Source organism: Mariniradius sediminis (assembly GCF_021491425.1).
GTDB lineage: Bacteria > Bacteroidota > Bacteroidia > Cytophagales > Cyclobacteriaceae > Mariniradius > Mariniradius saccharolyticus.
Genome location: NZ_JAKEVZ010000013.1, coordinates 41067 through 61739, shown reverse-complemented (window position 1 = coordinate 61739; position 20673 = coordinate 41067). Strand labels below are relative to the sequence as shown.

Annotated in this window: 15 protein-coding genes; 4 read left to right on the top strand and 11 right to left on the bottom strand. The window is 46.1% G+C overall.

The genetic code is table 11. The features are described from left to right. Positions 1 to 9: 9 nt before the first annotated feature. From L0U89_RS15965 to glsA, 7 genes are all read right to left on the bottom strand, one after another. Positions 10 to 1788 carry a patatin-like phospholipase family protein gene (locus L0U89_RS15965; protein ID WP_234862429.1) on the bottom strand — a complete coding sequence of 593 codons (1779 nt, stop codon included), beginning with the start codon at positions 1786 to 1788 and terminating at the stop codon, positions 10 to 12. 292 nt (positions 1789 to 2080) lie between these two features. Then, positions 2081 to 3442 (bottom strand): sensor histidine kinase, encoded by a 1362-nt coding sequence (locus L0U89_RS15960; RefSeq protein WP_234862428.1) that lies wholly within the window; start codon positions 3440 to 3442, stop codon positions 2081 to 2083. Between the two features lie 246 nt (positions 3443 to 3688). Next, entirely contained in the window at positions 3689 to 5812 is a 2124-nt protein-coding gene (gene ppk1, locus L0U89_RS15955; protein ID WP_234862427.1) for a polyphosphate kinase 1, read from the bottom strand. A gap of 65 nt (positions 5813 to 5877) precedes the next feature. Further along, a complete protein-coding gene (gyrB, locus tag L0U89_RS15950) occupies positions 5878 to 7836 on the bottom strand; it encodes a DNA topoisomerase (ATP-hydrolyzing) subunit B (protein ID WP_234862426.1) in 1959 nt (652 codons plus the stop codon). A 229-nt stretch (positions 7837 to 8065) separates the two neighbouring features. Beyond that, positions 8066 to 8431, bottom strand: a complete 366-nt coding sequence (locus tag L0U89_RS15945) for a CoA-binding protein (RefSeq protein WP_040480644.1) — start codon at positions 8429 to 8431, stop codon at positions 8066 to 8068. 2 nt (positions 8432 to 8433) lie between these two features. Beyond that, positions 8434 to 9393 carry a glycine N(alpha)-acyltransferase GlsB gene (gene glsB, locus L0U89_RS15940; protein WP_234862425.1) on the bottom strand — a complete coding sequence of 320 codons (960 nt, stop codon included), beginning with the start codon at positions 9391 to 9393 and terminating at the stop codon, positions 8434 to 8436. Between the two features lie 11 nt (positions 9394 to 9404). Further along, entirely contained in the window at positions 9405 to 10262 is an 858-nt protein-coding gene (gene glsA / locus L0U89_RS15935) for a lyso-glycine lipid O-acyltransferase GlsA (RefSeq protein ID WP_234862424.1), read from the bottom strand. A gap of 182 nt (positions 10263 to 10444) precedes the next feature. Here glsA and L0U89_RS15930 point away from each other — a divergent pair, with 182 nt between their 5' ends. Then, entirely contained in the window at positions 10445 to 11278 is an 834-nt protein-coding gene (locus L0U89_RS15930) for an SDR family NAD(P)-dependent oxidoreductase (RefSeq protein ID WP_234862423.1), read from the top strand. Positions 11279 to 11293: 15 nt separating this feature from the next. Here L0U89_RS15930 and surE read toward each other — a convergent pair whose 3' ends face one another. From surE to dnaG, 4 genes are all read right to left on the bottom strand, one after another. Continuing rightward, on the bottom strand, positions 11294 to 12076 hold the full coding sequence (gene surE / locus L0U89_RS15925) for a 5'/3'-nucleotidase SurE (protein ID WP_008628640.1): 783 nt from the start codon (positions 12074 to 12076) through the stop codon (positions 11294 to 11296). A 5-nt stretch (positions 12077 to 12081) separates the two neighbouring features. Beyond that, positions 12082 to 12717, bottom strand: coding sequence for a hypothetical protein (locus L0U89_RS15920; RefSeq protein WP_234862422.1), 636 nt, complete (start codon positions 12715 to 12717; stop codon positions 12082 to 12084). Positions 12718 to 12821: 104 nt separating this feature from the next. Next, the gene (locus tag L0U89_RS15915; protein ID WP_234862421.1) at positions 12822 to 14045 is read right to left on the bottom strand and encodes a bifunctional 3,4-dihydroxy-2-butanone-4-phosphate synthase/GTP cyclohydrolase II; all 1224 of its coding nucleotides are present in this window, start codon (positions 14043 to 14045) and stop codon (positions 12822 to 12824) included. 85 nt (positions 14046 to 14130) lie between these two features. After that, complete coding sequence (dnaG, locus tag L0U89_RS15910) at positions 14131 to 16071, bottom strand: DNA primase (protein ID WP_234862420.1); 1941 nt, start codon at positions 16069 to 16071, stop codon at positions 14131 to 14133. Positions 16072 to 16249: 178 nt separating this feature from the next. Here dnaG and L0U89_RS15905 point away from each other — a divergent pair, with 178 nt between their 5' ends. From L0U89_RS15905 to L0U89_RS15895, 3 genes are read left to right on the top strand one after another with little or no spacing between them, the layout of a single operon-like run. Beyond that, positions 16250 to 17341: an Mrp/NBP35 family ATP-binding protein gene (locus L0U89_RS15905; RefSeq protein ID WP_234862419.1), complete on the top strand. Its 1092-nt coding sequence runs from the start codon at positions 16250 to 16252 to the stop codon at positions 17339 to 17341. A 5-nt stretch (positions 17342 to 17346) separates the two neighbouring features. After that, positions 17347 to 17595, top strand: coding sequence for a NifU family protein (locus L0U89_RS15900; RefSeq protein ID WP_234862418.1), 249 nt, complete (start codon positions 17347 to 17349; stop codon positions 17593 to 17595). Positions 17596 to 17605: 10 nt separating this feature from the next. After that, positions 17606 to 20647 carry a T9SS-dependent choice-of-anchor J family protein gene (locus L0U89_RS15895; RefSeq protein ID WP_234862417.1) on the top strand — a complete coding sequence of 1014 codons (3042 nt, stop codon included), beginning with the start codon at positions 17606 to 17608 and terminating at the stop codon, positions 20645 to 20647. Positions 20648 to 20673: the final 26 nt, after the last annotated feature.

The following is a 20673-nucleotide window of genomic DNA, read 5'->3' as shown; positions in this document are numbered from 1 at the left end:
ATAGCTTCCTCACCAGAATTTTTTCTCATCCGGATAGCTCTCCAGAGCCACCTTCATTTGATTATATCCCTTCTGCACGATCTCCCGCCATTTCGTATCATCGAGCATGCCTATGCCCTTGAGATCCATCTCGATGTAAATATCAACACCGGATTTGGCCATTTCCTGCTTCTGCCTGCTATTGAGTGTCAATGAGTTGACGAGGATCGAGCTAATCCCGGGCAGACGGTACTTCTTCTTACCCCTTACCCTGCTCCAGATAAGTTGTGAAGCGGTCGGCGTTTCCTCAAAATCGACTTCCTGCGTTTTCAACTGGCTGAGGGAGATGGCAATGATATGTTTGACAGGGTATTTGAACATCGTTTCTATCGGAAGATTATCCACCACCCCACCATCTACATGAAGCTGATTCTCAATAACCACCGGCGGATAAATTCCCGGAATTGCAATACTTGCTGCAATTTGCTTCCAAGCCAAACCACGTTCGTGAATCTTTATGGTAGAATTGGAGTAATTGGTCGAAACACAATAGCTCGAAACCCAAAAATCCTCCAAATAGGTATCGCCCATCATTTTTTTCACATAGTCGGTCATTTTTCTCCCCGACATAATGGAAATCAGCGGGATGGTATAGTCGTTGGAAGTGAGCTTACTCTCCGCAGACTCCTTGCAATAGAAGTCAATCTTTTCTTTGTCAAAATCCGAATAGGAGCCTGTCATGCCATAAAGCGCACCTGCGCTCGTCCCGCCAAGAAAATCGATTTCCAAACCCGCATCATAAAGCGCCTTTATTGCACCCAAATGGGCAAATCCTTTGGCACCTCCTCCACCCAACACGAGGCCAATGGCCTTATTTGCCAATATCCTTGCGAACCTGCGAATATCGGGACCATGGTTTTTGCGGTAGTGGATATGTAGGTCCACGTTCCTGTTTTCAAACCATCTCCTGGTATTTTCAGGGAATTTGGCATTCTCAGGGTGTAGTAGCAGCAGGTAGATTTTTTTGTTGAGGATATTGTTGGAATACAAATCCAGTTTCCTTTCGATTTCACGAAGGCTACTATCTGCATAAAAATCGGTCGCGATCACCACCAAGTCCGCATAGATGATGCACTGCCGGGACCACTCGAGGTGATCTTCGCTGCTCACAAGGAAATTGAGCCCCTCATGCTTCTCCAAGGTATCGTACATGGCCTGGAGCTCGAGATTGGCATGGGAATCGTAATCCAAAATTTGAATGCTTACATCAAGGGATTCGAATTGGGCCTTAACGGCTTCTGTATATTCCGTGATATCATTGTCAGCCTGCAAATTGATCACAGCGATGTTTTTGGCAGAAACCTCAAGGTGTTTCTGAAGGCTGTTTCTTCGCAGCCGATTCACTACAAACCTTGTCAACTTCGTCGAAAATGCGGGATTGTTAGCCACGATTTCAAGGTATTCGGCCTCTGTCAGTTTGAGCACGACGGATTTTCGAATGGCAACTACAGAAGCAGACCTTGGTTCGGCCATAAAGAGAGCAAATTCACCTATTGGTTCGCCTTCACCGATGTCGCCAAGTGCATGAAGTATGCCGTCCGATTGCTCTGCAAGCGCTCTAAACCTGCCGGATAAGACTATGTAAAGGGAATTGTCTCGGTCTCCCTGGTGAAAAAGGAAATTCCCTGTATCCATTTCCAGGGCTTCTCCTTTGTTTAATATCTGTGTCAACAACTCTTCGTCGAGCTGACCAAAAAGACTAACTAATATCGCACGGTTATGTGGGTTATGGGCAAATTCGGAATTCAAAATTCAATTCTTTTAATATTTAACATCTCTACTCGAATACTCTTTTTAAAGATAAAAAAAGAAATTTCAATCCAATTCAAATTATCTATTTAATTGATCTAAATATCGTCAAATGGACACCATTCATTTTTGCTTAAAAAAGTCTGTAAAATGCGTGGGTAAAGCATCTTTTGACAGGGTTTGGCATTAAGTTGATGGATTTCTCAATTTGAGAAATCCATTAGTTAGTCATCCTCTTCCCTTTGATGGGACTGCAACGGCATGTCCGGAAAACAAAAAAATTAAGGTTGACCTAAATACACGGCAAAGAAATTACGAACTCAGTTCCTTTCCCCCTATCCGACTGTAACCTGAGTTCTCCTCCATGCCCCTTCACAATATCATAGCTCAGACTCAATCCCAATCCCGTACCCTGCCCTGTCGGTTTGGTAGTGAAGAAAGGCTGAAAAATCTTGTCCTTGATCTCGTCAGGAATACCCATACCGTTGTCAATCACACTTATTTCAACTTTTTTGGGGAGCTTTTTGGTGGTGACCGTGACGGTCGGCACATATTCTTCCCCACGGGATTGTGCCGCATCTTTTGCTTCCTTTCCTCCTACGGCGTAAAAGGCATTGTTTATCAGATTTAGCAATACCCGTCCGATATCTTGAGACACTACTTCCAATTGGGGCAAATTGGGGTCAAAATCGGTCTTGTAGGTGGCGTTGAATGACTTGTCCTTGGCACGCAGGCCATGGTAACTTAGGCGAAGGTATTCATCCGCCAATTTATTGATGTCGGTTGGTTCCTTTTTCCCACTTTCCTTCCGACTGTGCTGTAGCATGCTTTTGACAATTCCCTCGGCGCGCTTCCCGTGGCTGACAATTTTCTCCTCGTTGTTTTTGAGATCTTGGATGATTTCCTTGATTTCATCTGTGTCCCCTTTCTCAGCTGCCTGCTCCAGTTCATCGAGCAATTCATGATTAAGCTCGGAGAAGTTATTGACAAAGTTCAAAGGGTTTTGAATTTCGTGTGCAATTCCCGCGGTCAGCTCTCCAAGTGAGGCCATCTTTTCTGCCAAAATCAATTGTTCCTGGGTCGCCTTCAAGTCATTCAACGCCTTTTCCAGTTCCTCCTTTTGCTTTGTCAAATCAGCGGTACGTTCTGCCACTTCGATCTCCAATTGGGCTTTGATTTTTTCTGTCAAGACCAATTCCCTTTCTTTTTGTTCCGCTATAAGCCTTTGAACCTCAAGCGCTTTTCGCTGCCGCCGGGAAATCCACCATTGGGCCACCGCCCATATAAAGGCAAAGAACTCTGCCGTTTCAAATAATGCTTCAACACCGCTATAGGTACTTGGGAAGAGAATCTGGCCAAACTCCGCAAGAAAAGTAATCGACACATAGGGAAGTATGGCAGCTACAATTGGCCTCCCCTTGGAAAATGATGGAAGAGTCAAAATGCCGTAAATCAACGCTCCCATCAATAGGAGTGACAATAAGCTCGTCAAAAACCTCGGCCCTACATCTGACGCGCCTAATAATCCAAGGAAAGCGGCCACCGCCATCCCGATAATGAGCAACCTGTTGGTATTGGGAAATGGCTCTGGTTTGTCAAAGTTCTTCCGAAGGTAATTCAGCAGAAAAAAAGCGATCAGGTTTTCTAAGGCCATAGATTCTGGGTTTTGATCTTTGGTTTTCTCAAAAATCAAGGTTTAAAATACACCTTTTATTTGAGGATTGGGATTCCATGGAAAAAAAATCGTTCAACCAAACTTTGGGTTAGGGTAATTTTTCACCTATAGTCGGAATCCAAAGAATCCCGATAACGGAAAGAACTGCGTCTCACCAAAGAAAATCCAACTTAAAACAACCTGTTTTTTTGAAAAATGCAGCGGTCTAGGTCACTTGACTGCCCATCAGGAAACAAGGCTTACATTCAACACGTCTTTTGCACTGACTTTGAAAAACTCCTTGTGCACGTTGAATTCAGCTTCGTCGACTTGGGGCAATTTTGGAACGTAGCCTCCATCCTCCAACATCCTATATGAATTGACGTTGTCACGAAGATTGTAGGAAAGAATGTTCATCAGCTGTTTTTCCAGCAAATTGTCTTCAATCCGAAATAGAGACTCGAGACGCTTGTCAAAACTTCTTACCATCATATCCGCACTGCCGGCATAGGTTCTTGTTTGACCGTTATTGTGAAAATGATAAATCCGCGAATGCTCCAGAAAATCCCCGACTATTGAAATGACTTCGATATTTTCGCTCAAACCCGGACGGCCAGGTCTAAGGCAGCATATGCCCCTGATTATCAATTTGACAGGAACACCTGCTTGCGATGCGCGATATAGCGCATAGATGATTTCTGAATCCTCCAGCGAATTGACCTTGATGAAAATCCCCGCTGGCAGTCCCTTTCGAGCGTTTTCGGATTCTTGCTCGATAAATTCGATCAGCTGTTTTCGCATATCCCGCGGAGCGGTGATCAGGTTTTGGTAAGAGGAGGGCATAGAGTGGCCCGTGATTACGTTGAAAAACTCGGAAACGTCGTTGGCCAAAACCTCATTTGTCGTCAGCAAACCAATGTCTGTGTAAAGTCTCGCCGTGTCCTCGTTGTAATTGCCGGATCCAAGATGGACAAAGCGGGTGACTTGGTTTTCGTCCCGCTTAACGATCAGCATCAGCTTGGTATGTGTCTTCAAGTTGCTGATTCCATAAATAACAAAACAGCCCGCTTTCTGGAGTTTTTTGGCCTCCCTGATATTGTTCTCTTCATCAAACCTAGCCTTTACCTCAAATAATACCGATACGTGTTTGCCGTTTTCCGCAGCCCGCAACAAAGTTTTGGTCACCCGGGAGTCTTTTGCCAATCGGTAAATGGTCATTTTGATCGCCATCACGGTGGGGTCGTCCGCAGCCGCATCCAATAGTTCCATGATAGGATCTATGTTGTTGTAAGGATGATGCAACAGGATATCCCTGGTTTTCAAAACCTGGAAAATATCATCAGAGCCCACGGCTGGATAAGAAATCGGAGGTACAGGTGGCGGTATTTGAGGAAGCTTGTCTTTGAATCTCTTGTTACCAATTACCTGCCATAAACCCGTGAAATCCAGCATACTAGCCCTTTCCACTTTAAAAATACTATCATCTGCGATATTCCATCTTTCTTTGAGCAAACTCACCATCCACCGGCTATATCCTTCCTCGATTTCTATCCTTACCACACGGCCGGTCTTACGCTCGTTAAGCTTTCTTTTTACTTCCTCCAGGAAGTTGGCATCCATGTCTTCACTTTCCTCCAAGGTGAAGTCGCCGTTTCGGGTAATCCTGAATAGGTTGATGGATTCGATATTGACATTGCGGAAAAGCGAAACGATATTCTCCCGTATTACCTCCTCAATCGGGATATAAACTACTACGTCTTCGCGCTCGATTTCGAAGAACCGGGGAATATTTGCAGGAATCTGCACGAATGACAATTTCCTGTTATCCTTTTTCTCTCCAATCGCCAGTGTGACTACCCCAAAAATCAGCAGCTTATTCATCAAAATGGGGAAAGTTCTATACCCGTCAAACACCATCGGAGTCAACATCGGATACACCGCCTTCATGAAATAGGATTTGATCGTCTCTTGTTCCTCTGGCTCAAGGTTCCGGACATTGCTCAGGATAAAACCGTCCTTGGCCATATTGGGCAGCAAATTCCGGGTAAAATGTTCTTGCTGGCGCTTGTGAAATTGTTGGCACTCAAGCATCAGTCGCATTTTGAAAGGTTCCTCGCGGAGTCCCGAATAGTCGATACGCTCCTTGTCATAATCGAGGTAGTTGTAAAGCGAACCAACCCGGATCATGAAAAATTCGTCCAAATTGGACGCTGTGATCGCCAAGAACTTCAATTTCTCAAAAATAGAACGGCTGTCCTTTTTGGACTGGTCCAATACCCGTTCATTGAATTTCAACCAGCTCAGATCCCTAGAGATCAGATCCGAGCTCTCGATGATGCTTTCAAATTTATCCTTTGCTGTGACTCTCATGGTTGGAAATAGTTCCTACAAATCTAATATTCTGGGCAAAAAAAAGAGCCTTTCGGCTCTCCTTTTTAGGTATCTATCTTGGCGTATTTCGCATTGCGCTCGATGAAATCCCTTCTCGGAGCCACTTCATCGCCCATCAGCATGGAGAATAGGTGGTCTGCCTCTGCGGCGGATTCGATCGTCACTTGTTTGAGGGTTCGGGTGTTGGGGTCCATGGTTGTACTCCACAGCTGCTCGGGGTTCATTTCTCCGAGACCTTTGTACCGTTGGATATTCACGCTGTCCTCCTTTCCTTCTCCTGCCATTTCCCTGATGAGCCTTTTTCGCTCTTCCTCGGTCCAGCAATACCGTTCATCTTTTCCCTTTTTCAGCAAATACAACGGTGGCTGCGCGATGTATACGTAGCCTCTCTCGATCAAAGTCCTCATATATCTGAAAAACAGTGTCAGAATCAAAGTCCTGATATGGGAACCATCAATATCCGCATCGGTCATAATGACGATTTTATGGTACCTCAGTCCTGAGAGGTCAAGTTCCTTGTCGTCATTCGCGGTACCAAATCTGACTCCCAATGCGGTGAGGATGTTTTTGATTTCGTCGTTGTCGTAAATCTTGTGCTCGTGGGCTTTTTCAACGTTCAAGATTTTACCCTTCAAAGGCAATATCGCTTGAAACTCCCGATCCCTACCCTGCTTAGCGGAACCACCCGCAGAGTCACCCTCGACCAAGAAAAGTTCGCAAATGGTTGGATCGGAATTGGCGCAATCGGCGAGTTTACCCGGCAATCCACCACCGCCCAAGACGTTTTTACGCTGCACCATCTCGCGGGCTTTCCGTGCCGCATGCCGGGCCTGTGCGGCCAAAATCACCTTCCCAACAATTGTTTTTGCTTCTTTGGGATGCTCTTCAAGCCAAGTCTGAAGCACTTCGGAAACGGCTGAATTTACCGCTCCAGCCACGTCAGAGTTGCCCAATTTCGTCTTCGTCTGACCTTCAAACTGCGGTTCGGCCACCTTTACGGAGATAACCGCTGTCAATCCTTCTCGGAAATCATCTCCAGCGATATCGATCTTGAGCTTGTCGAGCATGCCAGACTTGTCTGCGTAACTCTTCAAAGTCCTTGTCAGCGCCATCCTAAAACCCGAGACGTGAGTGCCACCTTCATAGGTATTGATTGTGTTGACGTATGAAACCACATTTTCCGAATAAGAAGAATTGTAGTTCATAGCGACTTGAACCGGTACATTTCCTTTTTCGGACTCGATATAGATGGGTTGGTCGATGATCTTTTCTTTGGTTTCATCCAGATATTGGACAAATTCCACCAATCCTCCTTCCGAGAAGAATTCATCGTTTCTTGGCGTTCCATCTTCCTCAAGCTCGCGGTAGTCTTTCAAGAAGATCCGTATTCCCGCATTCAAAAAAGACATCTCACGAAGGCGATTGGCAATCGTTTCGTACTTGTACTCTGTAATGGTAAAGATGCTGTCGTCCGGCTGAAAATGGATGGTAGTCCCACGCTTATTGGTGGTTCCCACCTCACGCACAGGATATTGGGGTACGCCGATTGCATATTCTTGTTCGAAAATCTTGCCATCGCGGTGCACTGTCGCTTTCAGATGCGTAGACAAAGCGTTGACGCAGGACACACCCACGCCGTGCAAACCACCCGAAACCTTGTAGGTATCTTTGTCAAATTTACCTCCAGCGTGCAAAACGGTCATGACGACCTCAAGGGCTGACTTCTTCTCCTTGGGGTGCATGTCGGTCGGGATTCCGCGGCCGTTGTCTTCGACTGTTACAGAATTGTTTTCGTGTACGGTGACGTGGATGGTATCGCAATGTCCAGCCAGCGCCTCGTCAATCGAGTTATCCACCACTTCCCAAATCAGGTGATGGAGTCCTTTGATTCCAACATCCCCGATGTACATTGCGGGCCTTTTTCTTACTGCTTCTAGTCCTTCTAAAATCTGGATATTTCCTGCTGAATACTCCTGTTGACTTCCTGCTTTCTTTTCGCTCATAACTTGTGTAAAAACGTCTTTTTTTGCTAGAAAAAAAGAGATTTTGGTGATTTTCAATTGAGGCGTAATAATACACAAAAAAAACGAGAGCGCCGCCGTTTTGCGACAGCTTGAGACCTTATTTGTAGCCTTATTTTACCAAAAATATCTGCGGAAAATGCGCCTTCTCCATTCAGTCAGGGGTGCGGAAATCGCAGCAACATTTTGTTTTTTTAATAAAAGACCATCATCAATACTGCCCCGTGCTCAGCAGCACCAAGGTGCAAGCGGGCCATACCTGAATCCCTTGGGCTTTTGCCAATTTCTCGAGTTCGGGATTCTCGGTACCGGGATTGAAAATGATCCGTTTTGGCTTAAGGGATAGAATATAATCATACCATTCAGGTTGATTTTGAGGACCAATGTACAGTGTCACTGTGTCGACATCCGGAATGGCAGGCCTAGTCCTCAAATCCAATATCGGCTTCCCGAAAACCTCTCCTGTCTTTATGCCCACCGGGATAAAATCAAACTTAAGCCGATCCAACATCGAGGCAGCTGTGAAGGCGTAACGTGTCGGATTATCGGTTGCACCGAGAATCACTGTCTTTTTCATGTTCAAACTGTCCTACTCCCAAACACCCTGTCCCGCTCGAAAGTCTCGAGGTGACGGTGTTTTTTACTTTCGTAGATATCGGCGATGGTGATCAAAATCCCAGTCTCTTCCACTTCACCAAATTCGTCATTGAGTGCCGTACCAAAGGTCTTCATGGTGGGCGAAAGATTCATGTAGGTATTGATCAAGGGTGGGATATTTTCACCAAAACCCCGGATTTTGCTGTTGAGAAGTTTGTAGCCTTCTTTATAATCCAAACCATCAAAAATCCCGAAAAATTGGCTCCTATCTGTCTCGTAGGTCAACTCAAGATGGGAATGTGGCTTTACGAGATTTTCCTTATCAGGGAAATAAAAGTGCATGAAATACAGCAACAAGTCCCGCGCTTCACGTTGGTAGTGGGGATACATCGTTACCTTTCCAAATAGGAATTTAATTTCAGGATTAAGCATAATCACCGCTCCCAAGCCATCCCAAAGGTTATCCAAGGAGAATAACCCCTTTCGATTGTCAATACTTGGCTGATATTTGGGTTGGACAAACGACCTCCCAAGTTCGATGGTCACAGGGATGTAATCGCGTTCGAATCTTTCGGAAAACGAAAACAGATGTGTCGTAGAAAGGTTCGGGTGGCCTTCATCATTGAGCCCCGCTTCCCCACATTTGATCAGCCGATATCCTGCCACAATTTCCTCATCCTCAGGATTCCAGGTGATCAATTGCTTGTAGCAATTCTCATTGGTATCGTTTTCATCAATATCCATCGGCAAACCGGTACCGCCGCCCGCAGCCCTGAAAGTCAATTCCCTCAACCGGCCGATTTCACGCATGGTGTTGGGTGCCTGATGGTAATCTATAAGGTAAATATGGTTGTTCCCGTTATTTGCATAACGCAGAAAACGCTCCTCAGTAAGTTCTTCTTTAATCAACCCACGGTCAACTGCTGGAATAAGTACTTGCATAGGAAAATTGTTTAGGACATCTGGTAAACGGTCTGTTTCACCCATTCCGCCCATTGGCTTTCTGTTTTGGATTTATCAAAGTACTGGTAAGAAATTGGTTTTCCTACATGGATTGTGACTTTTTTACCCCGTTGCGAAAACATCTCATCGGGAAGGTAAAACATCTCAATGTTGGACTTTATCCCCAGTCGTTTTCTGAGTCGCGCAAAATTGTAAAAGAAATTTGAATTGCGCCCTTCTATGTACACAGGAACGATGTCTTTTTTGTACCGCTTCGCTTTGCTGATAAAACTCTTCTTCCATTCCAGGTCTTTGATACCTCCGGGTTGCATCCTCGACACCAACCCAGCCGGGAAAACCAAAACGGCATAGTTGCCGGAATAAGTATCTTCGATCAATTGACTGACTTCGCGGCTGTTGGTACCATGCTTGTTGACCGGAACAAATATGGGCTCAAAGTTCTTGATGTTCATCAGGATATCATTGACCAAAAACCGCAGGTCATCCCGATATTTCCCCAGCGCGTGCATGAACGCGATCCCATCCAAGCCGCCCAAGGGATGATTGGAGGCAAAAATCACCGGTGAATCTGCTGGGATATTTTCTGCACCTGTCAAGCTAACCTCCACGCCAAACTCTGCGATAAGTGCATCCACAAACGCCAAGCCCTGCAAGTGTCCAATCTTGGCCATCACGCGGTTGATTTCGTCCTGATGGACAATTCTCTTCACGTAGCTGATGACAAACTTTGGCAAAATGCCGTAGACCCTCGGATTTTTTTTCCGAAAGACATCATCGATATCAATGAATGGTTTTTTAGTCTCCAATTGGATCGGGGATAGCCTGAAAACGGGTTTCTCGTAAATCATTGACCATCAAGCAAAGGCACCAAGAAGCACTTTAGGTCGGTTTCTTTCTTTCCTAAAACTCAAGAATCAATTAGGCTAAAATTACAAAAAAATGGACACGACGATTGAAAATTATCGATTCTACCGGGAAAATTGCAAACCAAAACTGGTCGGAGTTGGTTGAAAACTCAAAAAACAACTAAATGAAAATAGCCATAACTGGCGCCACTTCCGGAATTGGTTGGGTGACTTTGAAGAGAATAATTCCGGATGCCGAACAAGTTTTTCTTTTGGCCAGGAATAAAGACAAAGCCGATGTACTCCTGAAAAGCCTGCCAAGCGATCAATTGCAAAAAGTAAGATTCGTGGCTTGTGACCTTGCGGATTTAGACTCTGTAATTGCGGCGGCAAAAACCATCCAATCCCAAACCACGCATTTGGATTGTTTGGTCAACAATGCAGGTGGCATATTTGACAAGAAGGAATTTACGAAGGATGGGGTCGAGATGAGTCTCGCTGCCAATCACCTCGGTCATTTCTTGTTGACAAACAGGCTGATTCCACTCCTTTTGGCCGCAAAAAATCCCAAGGTCATCAATGTGAGTTCGGAGGCGCACCGCATGGCCAAACCCGACTTTGACGATCTGAATTTTGTGAAGAAATCCTACAGCTCGTTTTTGGCCTATGCCAATGTCAAGCTGTTCAACATCCTGTTTTCCAAATCCCTTGTCGACATGTACGGAAAAAAAGGCCTGCGAAGCTATTCCCTGCACCCAGGCGTCGTCAAGACCAATTTTGGGAAAGAGACCAAAGGGGTTTTCAGTTTGTTTTGGAAAATGGCGGCTCCGTTCATGATTTCCGCCGACGACGGTGCCAAAAACAGCCTTTTTCTTATTAAATCGGATTTTTCGGCCGAACAAAACGGAAACTACTTCAAGAATCAAAAACCTAAAAAACCCTCTTCCTTGGCACGTTCGGTCAAGACACGGGAGCAATTGTGGGAAGTGTCCGAAAAAATGTTGGAAAAGTGGTTGTGATTTTTGGGAGGAATTTTAGAACTCCTCCCATTTCCAATCTTGGTTGATCTGATTGATGGCATGGTGTGCCGTCAAATCGTATTGGCAAGGAACTATTGACACGAAGTTGTTGGCAATCGCCCATTCGTCGTTGTCCTCGCCTTTGTCAAAATTCACGAAGTTGCCAGCCATCCAAAAGTACTTCCTGCCATTTGGGTCATAGCGCTCAGAGAACTCCTCCTGCCATTTGGCGTGTGCCTGTCTACAGACTTTAATCCCCTTGATCGCCTCAAATCTTTTGGGCGGAAAATTCACGTTTAGCGCGACTCCTTTTGATATGCCGTTTTCAAGAACCTGCTTTGAAATCTTGTAAACGTATTCCTCTACATGGCTGAATTCCGCCTTGGAAGAGTAATCACAAAGGCTGAAGCCGATGGAGGGAAGTCCTTCCAATGCGCCTTCGATCGCTGCAGACATGGTGCCTGAATACAAAACCGATATCGATGTATTGCTTCCGTGATTGATACCGCTTACGACCAAATCTGGCTGACGATCCTTGAGCACGTAATGTTTGGCCAACTTTACACAATCCGCCGGGGTTCCGCTGGATTTGTAGGCCTGCACACCTTCAAAAATATCCTCTTCGTAGAGCCGGAGCGTTTCACCGATGGTAATCGCATGACCCATGCCGGATTGGGGGCTGTCTGGCGCTACGACCACTACTTCACCCAATTGCTGCATCACATTGACCAACACGCGTATTCCTTTGGAGGTGATCCCGTCGTCGTTTGACACGAGGATCAAAGGCTTTTTGGACATTAAATTTACCTGATTTGATTATAGTATGCCGTAATCCTGAGGAGATCCCCACGCTTGTCATGCGAAAGTCTGTTCTTTCGCATGTACACGTCGACCTCGTCCGAACGGTCGGCTAAGATATCCAAAAGTTCTTTTTTCTTTTGGTTGTAATGCTGGATTTTTCCATCCTTCAAAAAATAGAAATTGAATGCCAACTTATACGCTCCACCCATCGGCGGGCCCCAAATGGGATTCATCATCATCGGGCCATACATGCCCATTCCACGGCTATCAGTGGTGATATATTCGCGACACAGCAGGATAATCTCCTCACCCTCGGTCAGCACTTCGAAAAACACCGGCGTCTCGTAATCCCCTGTAAGTGGATATGGGAGGGTGTAAAATGTCCTTACACCTCCGTACTGCTCGTCAAATATCTCGAAATGGGTCACATTTGAAGCGCCAAAGGTCTCCACTCCGCTGTTTTGGACCTGAACAAGATTGTTTTCCAAGTCATATTTAAGCATACCCTGAAATACCTGCCCGTTGACACTGAAAACCTGTCCCTTGTGCCAAATCTGGGATGGGAACTGTCCGCTTTGTGCAAGGGCCTGCACAGCTGCACACATCAACAAGAACCACAGCAAATGAATTTGTTTCATGTATTTGGCTTGATTATTCCAATTAAGGTACGAAACGAGCGACAAATATGTTGATGCAATTTGCATGCTTTTTTAATTTTCGGTCCGAAAAGAGAAACCTTTTCTTATTTCAAGTTTTTCAAAATGGAATGGCCCATTTTATCACGTTTGGTAGCAAGGTATTTTTCATTGTGGGGATTGGGTTTGATTTCCAGGGGAATTTGTTCTACGATTTCGAGCCCATAACCTAAAAGCCCAACTCTTTTGGTAGGATTGTTGGAGATCAAGCGAATTTTGGAAATACCCAAGTCCCTCAGGATTTGGGCACCCACACCGTAGTCACGCTTGTCCATAGGAAATCCCAACGCCAAATTGGCTTGCACGGTATCCATTCCCTGTTCTTGGAGTTTATAGGCTTTCAGCTTGTTGATCAGGCCTATGCCCCTACCCTCTTGGTTCATATAGACAACTACGCCTTTACCTTCCTTTTCGACCATTTCCATCGCTTTGTGAAGCTGCGGGCCGCAATCACAACGACAGCTTCCAAATATATCTCCGGTGACGCAAGAGGAATGTACCCTGACCATTACAGGCTCATTTTCGTCCCAAGAGCCCTTAATGAGCGCAAGGTGGAGATCGCCAGTGCTCGTTTGGCGATAGGCAATTAGGTCAAAATCACCCCAAGCGGTGGGCATCTCTACCCCTATTTCCCTTTTGATCAGGGACTCATGCTTCATCCTGTAGGCGATGAGGTCTTTGATCGATACCAGTTTGAGACCAAACTTTTTCGCAACGTCCACCAAATCCGGAAGTCTTGCCATCGTACCGTCCTCATTCATGATTTCCACAAGTACCCCGGCAGGTGCCAGTCCTGCCAAACGCGCAAAATCAATCGCTGCTTCGGTATGTCCCGCACGTCTCAACACACCTCCTCTTTTCGCTTTTAGCGGGAAAATGTGTCCCGGCTTGCCCAATTCATCCGGATGGATCGAATCATCGATCAGAGCTTTGATGGTCTTTGCTCGGTCCGAGGCCGAAATCCCCGTCGTGCAGCCATGGCCAATCAGGTCCACAGACACAGTAAAGGGAGTTTCAAAGGTCGCGGTATTGTGCCCAACCATCAGCTCCAAGCCCAATTGCTCGCACCTGTCCTCGATCAACGGCGCGCAGATCAGGCCACGTCCATGCGTCGCCATGAAATTGACGATTTCGGGCGTCACCTTCTCGGCAGCACAAATGAAATCTCCTTCATTTTCCCTGTCTTCATCATCGACCACGATGATCACTTCACCGTTTTTGATGGCTTCAATGGCTGATTCGATAGTATCGAGTGTGATGATATTGGACATTTGGATCTGTGGTATAATGAAAATCAGGGAGCAAAATTAGTACCCTTTGGCGAAGTAAACAGGGAAAACCCAAATAAAGTTTGGTTCAGTAACTGACCACAATGCCGAGCAATTTGTCGATTTCGATTTGGTATTTTTTCAACTCCATATATACTTGGATGCGATGGCTAAGTTCCCCGACTTCCATTTGAAGTGTTTCGGCTTCTTTAATTTTCTGTTTTGCTTCCTCCAACAACTTTTTGATCACCTTTTTCTTCAAATGCAAAATGTTGTCATAAACGGTTTTGGCCAAATCATCCGCCTCATGGTAAGTAAAAATGTGGTAACGGGTCTCCCAAAGTGTCGATAGCTCATATTTTCTCGTGATCATGCTGATGACCTCTTTCTTGACTTCTTGGTCATCTACTTGCAAAAAAAACTCCGGCTGGGGTAGGACCTTCTGCTCGAGTGCGGATTTATAGAGTTCCAATATCTTCCTAAAAACGGGCGTTTCGAAATGAAGCTCGGCGGTCTCCTGCAGCAGGTATTCGCAAACCATCGTTTGGTCAGAAACCATCTCAAAACCATAATTGACCAAGAGGCGCATCGTTTCTCGTTCCTGCAGGAAGATCATCGACTGGAACGAAACCTGCTCTGGCTGCGTCGGAAGAATTTCCTCCATGGCAGCTTCGCGTTCTGATTCCTCCCTTTGCTCTTTGAAATAGCGATCCTTTTCGCCCTTTAGTAGAATCTTGTTGACCTCAGTTTGGATTACTGCCTCCTCGATTTCAAGCAATTTGGCCGACTGGCTTACAAAAACGGTACGGTTGATTGGATCTGGTATTTTGGACAAACTTCCGATCACATGCCGCACAAGTTCGGCGCGTTTGATGGGATCTTCGGCAATCTCTTCCTTGTATAGACCAATCTGAAAGGCAATAAAATCTTGGGCTTTGGTCCTTAGATATTCTGAAAACGCCGAAGGCCCAACCTTGCGCGCGTAGCTATCAGGGTCTTCTCCGTTTGGGAAAACGACCGCTTTGACGCTGAGCCCCCCTTCGAGTATCATATCAATCCCGCGCAGTGAGGCCTTGATACCGGCGGCATCTCCATCATAGAGGACCGTGATATTGTCCGTAAAGCGCTTGATAAGCTTGATTTGGTTTTCCGTCAGGGAAGTGCCCGAGGACGCCACTACGTTTTCGATTCCCGCCTGGTGCAAGGATAGCACATCCGTGTAGCCCTCGACCAAATAGCAGTTGTCTTTTTCCCGGATCGATTTTTTGGCCTGAAAAATCCCGTAAAGCACATCACTCTTGTGGTAAACCTCAGTCTCGGGCGAGTTGATGTATTTGGGCTGTTTCTTGTCATTGGTAAGGATCCTCGCCCCAAAACCGATCGGCTTGCCGCCAAGGTTGTGAATAGTAAAGGTGACACGTCCTCTGAACCGGTCATAAATCCTTTCAGGTTCGCCTTCTTTTTGGAGAACCAAGCCCGCCTTCAACAAAATCTCCTCCGAATGCCCCGACTGCTTGGCGGCTTGAAGCAGGGAATCCCACTTGTCCAAGGCATATCCAAGGTCAAACTTCTGGATCGTCTCCGGACGAAGCCCCCTTTCTTTGAAATAGCTCAGTCCAATGGCCTTCCCTTCTTCGGTTTCAAGATTTTTGACAAAAAAGTCCTTGGCATAGCCCAGGGCGATATAAAGACTCTCCCGCTCGTTGTAGGCTTGTACTGCTTCCGGTGTCGCCTGCTTCTCCTCCTCCACCTCGATGCCATACTTTTGGGCCAAATGTCGTATAGCTTCATTGAATCCGATCCCTTCAATATCCATGACAAACTGGATCGGGTCGCCCGCCTTTCCGCAGCCGAAACATTTGTAAATTTGTTTGGCCGGCGAAACCGAGAAAGAAGGCGTGCTTTCATTGTGAAAAGGGCAGCAGGCCCATAGGTTCTGTCCCTTTTTCTTCAAAGGCACATAATCTCCGACCACCTCCTCGATGTCCACCCTATCCTTTACTTTGTCTGTTGTCGCTCGGCTTATCACGGTTTTGGATTATTGGATTTCAAAGATAGAAAAGGAAAGGAACAACTCTGTCCAAACTTCGGAAACCAAATTATCGAGCTAGAGGTTAACTCCTCTGAAAAGGCTTCGGTAGGCCCTCCGAAATGTTTTTCATTTAGAATAAATATAAATTAATTTGCGCACCAATAAATCCCTCCCCATGCAAATCGACAACACGAATATCCTGAAGGCACTCTCCAAGGTGCAAGATCCAGACCTTAAAAAAGACTTGGTGACCTTGGGAATGATTCAAAAACTTCATGTTGAAGGCAAGAAAATCAGCTTCTCTGTAGTGTTGACCACGCCTGCCTGTCCTTTGAAGGAGGTAATCAAAAACAATTGTGTGGAGGTGCTGGAAGAAGCTTTCGGAGAGGACATAGATTTGGATATCACTATGACTTCACAGGTGACAAGCAGCCGCACCAATGCACCGCTTTTGCCAAAAGTGAAGAATATTATTGCCGTTGCATCCGGCAAAGGAGGCGTGGGAAAATCCACGACGGCTTCCAACCTTGCTGTGGCGCTGTCCCTTACGGGAGCCAAAGTTGGTCTGATCGACGCGGATATATTTGGCCCATCGATTCCGATCATGTTCAACGTGGAAGCTGAACAACCTGCTATCAGGCAGGAAAATGGCAAAAACGTCATCATCCCCATCGAACAGTACGGAGTCAAGCTGATGTCGATTGGCTTTCTTACACCCGCCGATGCGGCAGTTGTTTGGAGAGGCCCAATGGCTAGTTCCGCATTGAAGCAATTCATTGGTGACGTGGACTGGGGCGATTTGGATTACCTTTTGATTGACCTCCCTCCAGGCACTTCCGACATCCACCTGACTATGGTTCAAACAGTCCCAGTGACAGGTGTGGTGATCGTCACGACTCCACAAAAGGTCGCTTTGGGAGATGCCACGAAGGGTTTGACCATGTTCAGACAGCCGCAAATAAATGTTCCCATCTTAGGTGTTGTGGAAAATATGGCTTATTTTACCCCGGAAGAGTTGCCTAACAATAAGTACTACCTTTTCGGTAAAGAAGGGGGCAAAAGATTGGCGGAGAAATTCAATGTCCCTCTTTTGGGTGAGATCCCAATCGTGCAGAGTATTAGAGAAAGTGGGGATTCGGGATTTCCGGCGGTTTTGAAGTCGGGAGTCACCCAAGATGCGTTCTCAGCGTTGGCAGAATCAGTGGCAAGGCAAGTGGCGATCAGAAATGCTGAATTGAACAAAACCGAAGTTGTGCAAGTAAATTAAAGATGATGAATACGGAATTAAGAGAAAAAATCGAAACCGCTCTTGACAGTATCAGGCCCTATTTGGAAGCAGACGGCGGAAACGTCAAGATTGTGGACCTGACCGACGACATGGTGTTGCGGTTGGAGTTGATGGGTGCTTGCAGTTCTTGCCCCATGTCCACAATGACACTCAAGGCAGGCGTAGAAGAAGCAATCAAGAGGGCCATCCCCGAAATCACCAGAGTTGAAGCCGTCAATACAGTACCTGCTTAATCCATCTTAAATGAAAAGTAAGTCCTTAGGGTTTGGGACATTTATTTTGTCCTTATCTTTTGTTTTAGCCAGTATCCAGGGATTCTCCCAAAGTTTTTTTGGAAAACCCTATCAGCACATCCATGACGAAAAATGTGCTGCAACTTACATCGAGCACCTGCAGGAAGAGCGACTCGGTATCTACGGAAGCAAGGATTTCTTCGAGACTTGGATGAACGGCCAGCTTGAGCAGCGCAAGAAAAATGCCCCTGCAATAGCAAGGACACAAAATGGGACTCGGGTAATTCCAGTAGTAGTGCACGTGATTCACAACGGGACCGCTGTTGGTACAGGAACGAATATTCCCACCGGACAAATTGAAACACAAATACGGATCCTCAACGAAGATTTCAGGCGGCTGAATCCAGATCGGTTCCAAACACCCGAGGAGTTTTTGCCTGTTGCAGGAGACGCAAATATTGAATTTGTGCTTGCCAAACAGGATCCAAATGGCTTACCTACCGACGGGATCGTCAGAGTACAGGGACCTAAGTCAGTCTATACCCCAAGTGACGCCCCGCTCATTGGACAGCTTTCACTCTGGCCACCTGAGGATTACATGAACATATGGGTAGTACCATTAGTATCTCCATTTATTGGATACGCTTCGTTCCCGATATCGGATTTACCTGGTCTGAATTTTCCTCCCAACTCTAGGGAAACGGACGGGGTGACAATCGACTACAGATATTTTGGGGAAGGTGGTAATGCAGTCGCAGGCTCCCGGGGCAGGACAACCACCCATGAAGTTGGGCACTTTTTTGGACTGAGGCATATTTGGGGTGATGGTGGCTGCGAGGTTGATGATTTTGTCACTGATACGCCCAACCAAGATGGTTCAAACACAATCTGCCGAACCACCAACCCAAGGATTACCTGTAATACCCGTGACATGGTCGAAAACTTCATGGACTACACGGCAGACCAGTGCATGAATATTTTCACAAAGGGCCAGATTGAAAGGTTTGACGTGGTACTCGCTTCAAGTCCGAGAAGGGCTAGTTTGGTAAACGGGCGGGGAACAGTCGCACCGGTTTTGAGACCGGATGACTTGAGGATGAGTAAAATCATCGAGCCCCAAGATCTCGTCTGTAGCCAGACTTTTTCTCCTCAAGTGGAGGTGTTCAATCTCGGCACAAATGCAGTGACTTCGACAAGGGTCGAAATCAGAAATAACGGAGCACTACTCCAATCGAGGGATTTCAATGTTGCCTTGGCTGTGGGAGAAACGACCATTCTCACATTTAATCCCATCACCATCAATCCAAGCGGAAATAACTTTGAGGCTCGAATCACGCTTGTAAACGGGAGAACCGACTCGAACCCTTCCAACAATACCCTGACTTCGGAGCCAAGGATACAGCCCGCGCTGCAACTCCCATATTCCTTTAGATTCGAGGAATTGAATAGTACTTGGGAGGTCGTCAATCCAGATTCGGATTTTGGCTGGGAACAGCGGACGATAAGTATCGGAGGTACAGCAACCAATACCGTTTACGTTAGAAACTATGAATATGACTCACCGGGCGAGCAGGACTTCCTGATTTCCCCCTCGATTGACTTGTCCAATGTGGCAAATGCGCAATTGACGTTCAATTTGGCGCATGCTCCATACAATGACCCTTCCGTTGGGGACTTCCTTTTGGTTGCGGTTTCCACAGATTGCGGCAATTCATTTGAGATTGCCAGTGCACCCTATAATAAAAACCGCGTATTCCTTCAGACAGTCACTCCAACCCCCGACGAATTTATCCCCAATTCAAATACACAATTTAGAAGGGAAATCGTTAACCTTAGCCAGTATGCAGGCTCGTCAAATATCAGACTGGCATTTATCAATGTAAATGGCTATGGGAACAACATATTCATCAAAGACATAGAAATACTGACAAGTGAGGTGCACAGGTATGACGTAAAATTGACCGAACTGCTGTCCCCTACCCCAATAAACTCAAACAACTTCGAAAACGAGGAAATCTTGGTAAAAAACATTGGAACACTTCCAATTTCTGGCTTCGTTTTTCAAAGGTCTAGTACGTCCACCCAGAATTTTATTGCAAGAGCCAACGGTCTCGCGCCGGGTGACAGTACCTTGATCAACCTGCCTAAAGGAACCTCGACGGGTCTCAATTCACTCACCTACAGGGTATTGTACCCCAATTTCGACCAGAATCCAAGAGATCCAATCGAACTCCGGCGCTTTGTCATAGCAGACGTGGAACGTATACGCGCTCCTTTTAGGCAAAACTTCAATAGCACTGTAACATTCTTGCCTTGGCTGACAATCAACCCTGAAAACAACCTTTCTGGTTGGAGCATTTCAAACCTCCAATCAGGACCCTTGGGCAGCGCGGTAGCAAGACTGACAATCCCATCAGGTGAAAATAGCTTTTGGCTAGGTTCGCCGCTGCTGGATTTGACGGTAAGCCGACAAGCAGCTATTTTCTTTGACATTGCCGCGGGGCGCGTGGCTCCAAATACCGTATTGAAGGTCCTAGCTTCTGACAATAGTGGCAACGACTACGCGGAGGTATTGAAATTGACAGGCTCGGAAATTACCACTGTCGATGCCTCGGAGGCCAACCCTAACAATTCGAATGAGTTCGAAAGAAAATTCGTGGATTTGAGCTCATTCGCCGGTACCGGGAAAAATTCGAGCCGTGTGGCAATTGTAGTAGAAAATGGTGAGGAAGGATTTAGCCCGATTTACCTGGACAATATCGAACTCTTCCTGTCAGCGGATCCAGAACCCGTCAATCCGGGCTTGGGGAACGTGAAAATCTATCCAAACCCTGCAAAAGACAACTTCAATATTGTCTTCAATTTCCAGAATTTCGAATCTGTCAATATTGAAATCATTTCTGCGACAGGTGCAGTGGTGCACAATGTAGACTATCCAAACACCCTGAACCAAACCTACCGATTCAGCTCAGACCAGTTTATCAAGGGGCTTTATATTGTAAAGATTTCGAGTAGAACAGTCACACAGACCTTCAAATTGTTTGTCCAATAAATTTAACTCCGAAAAAACGACAAAGG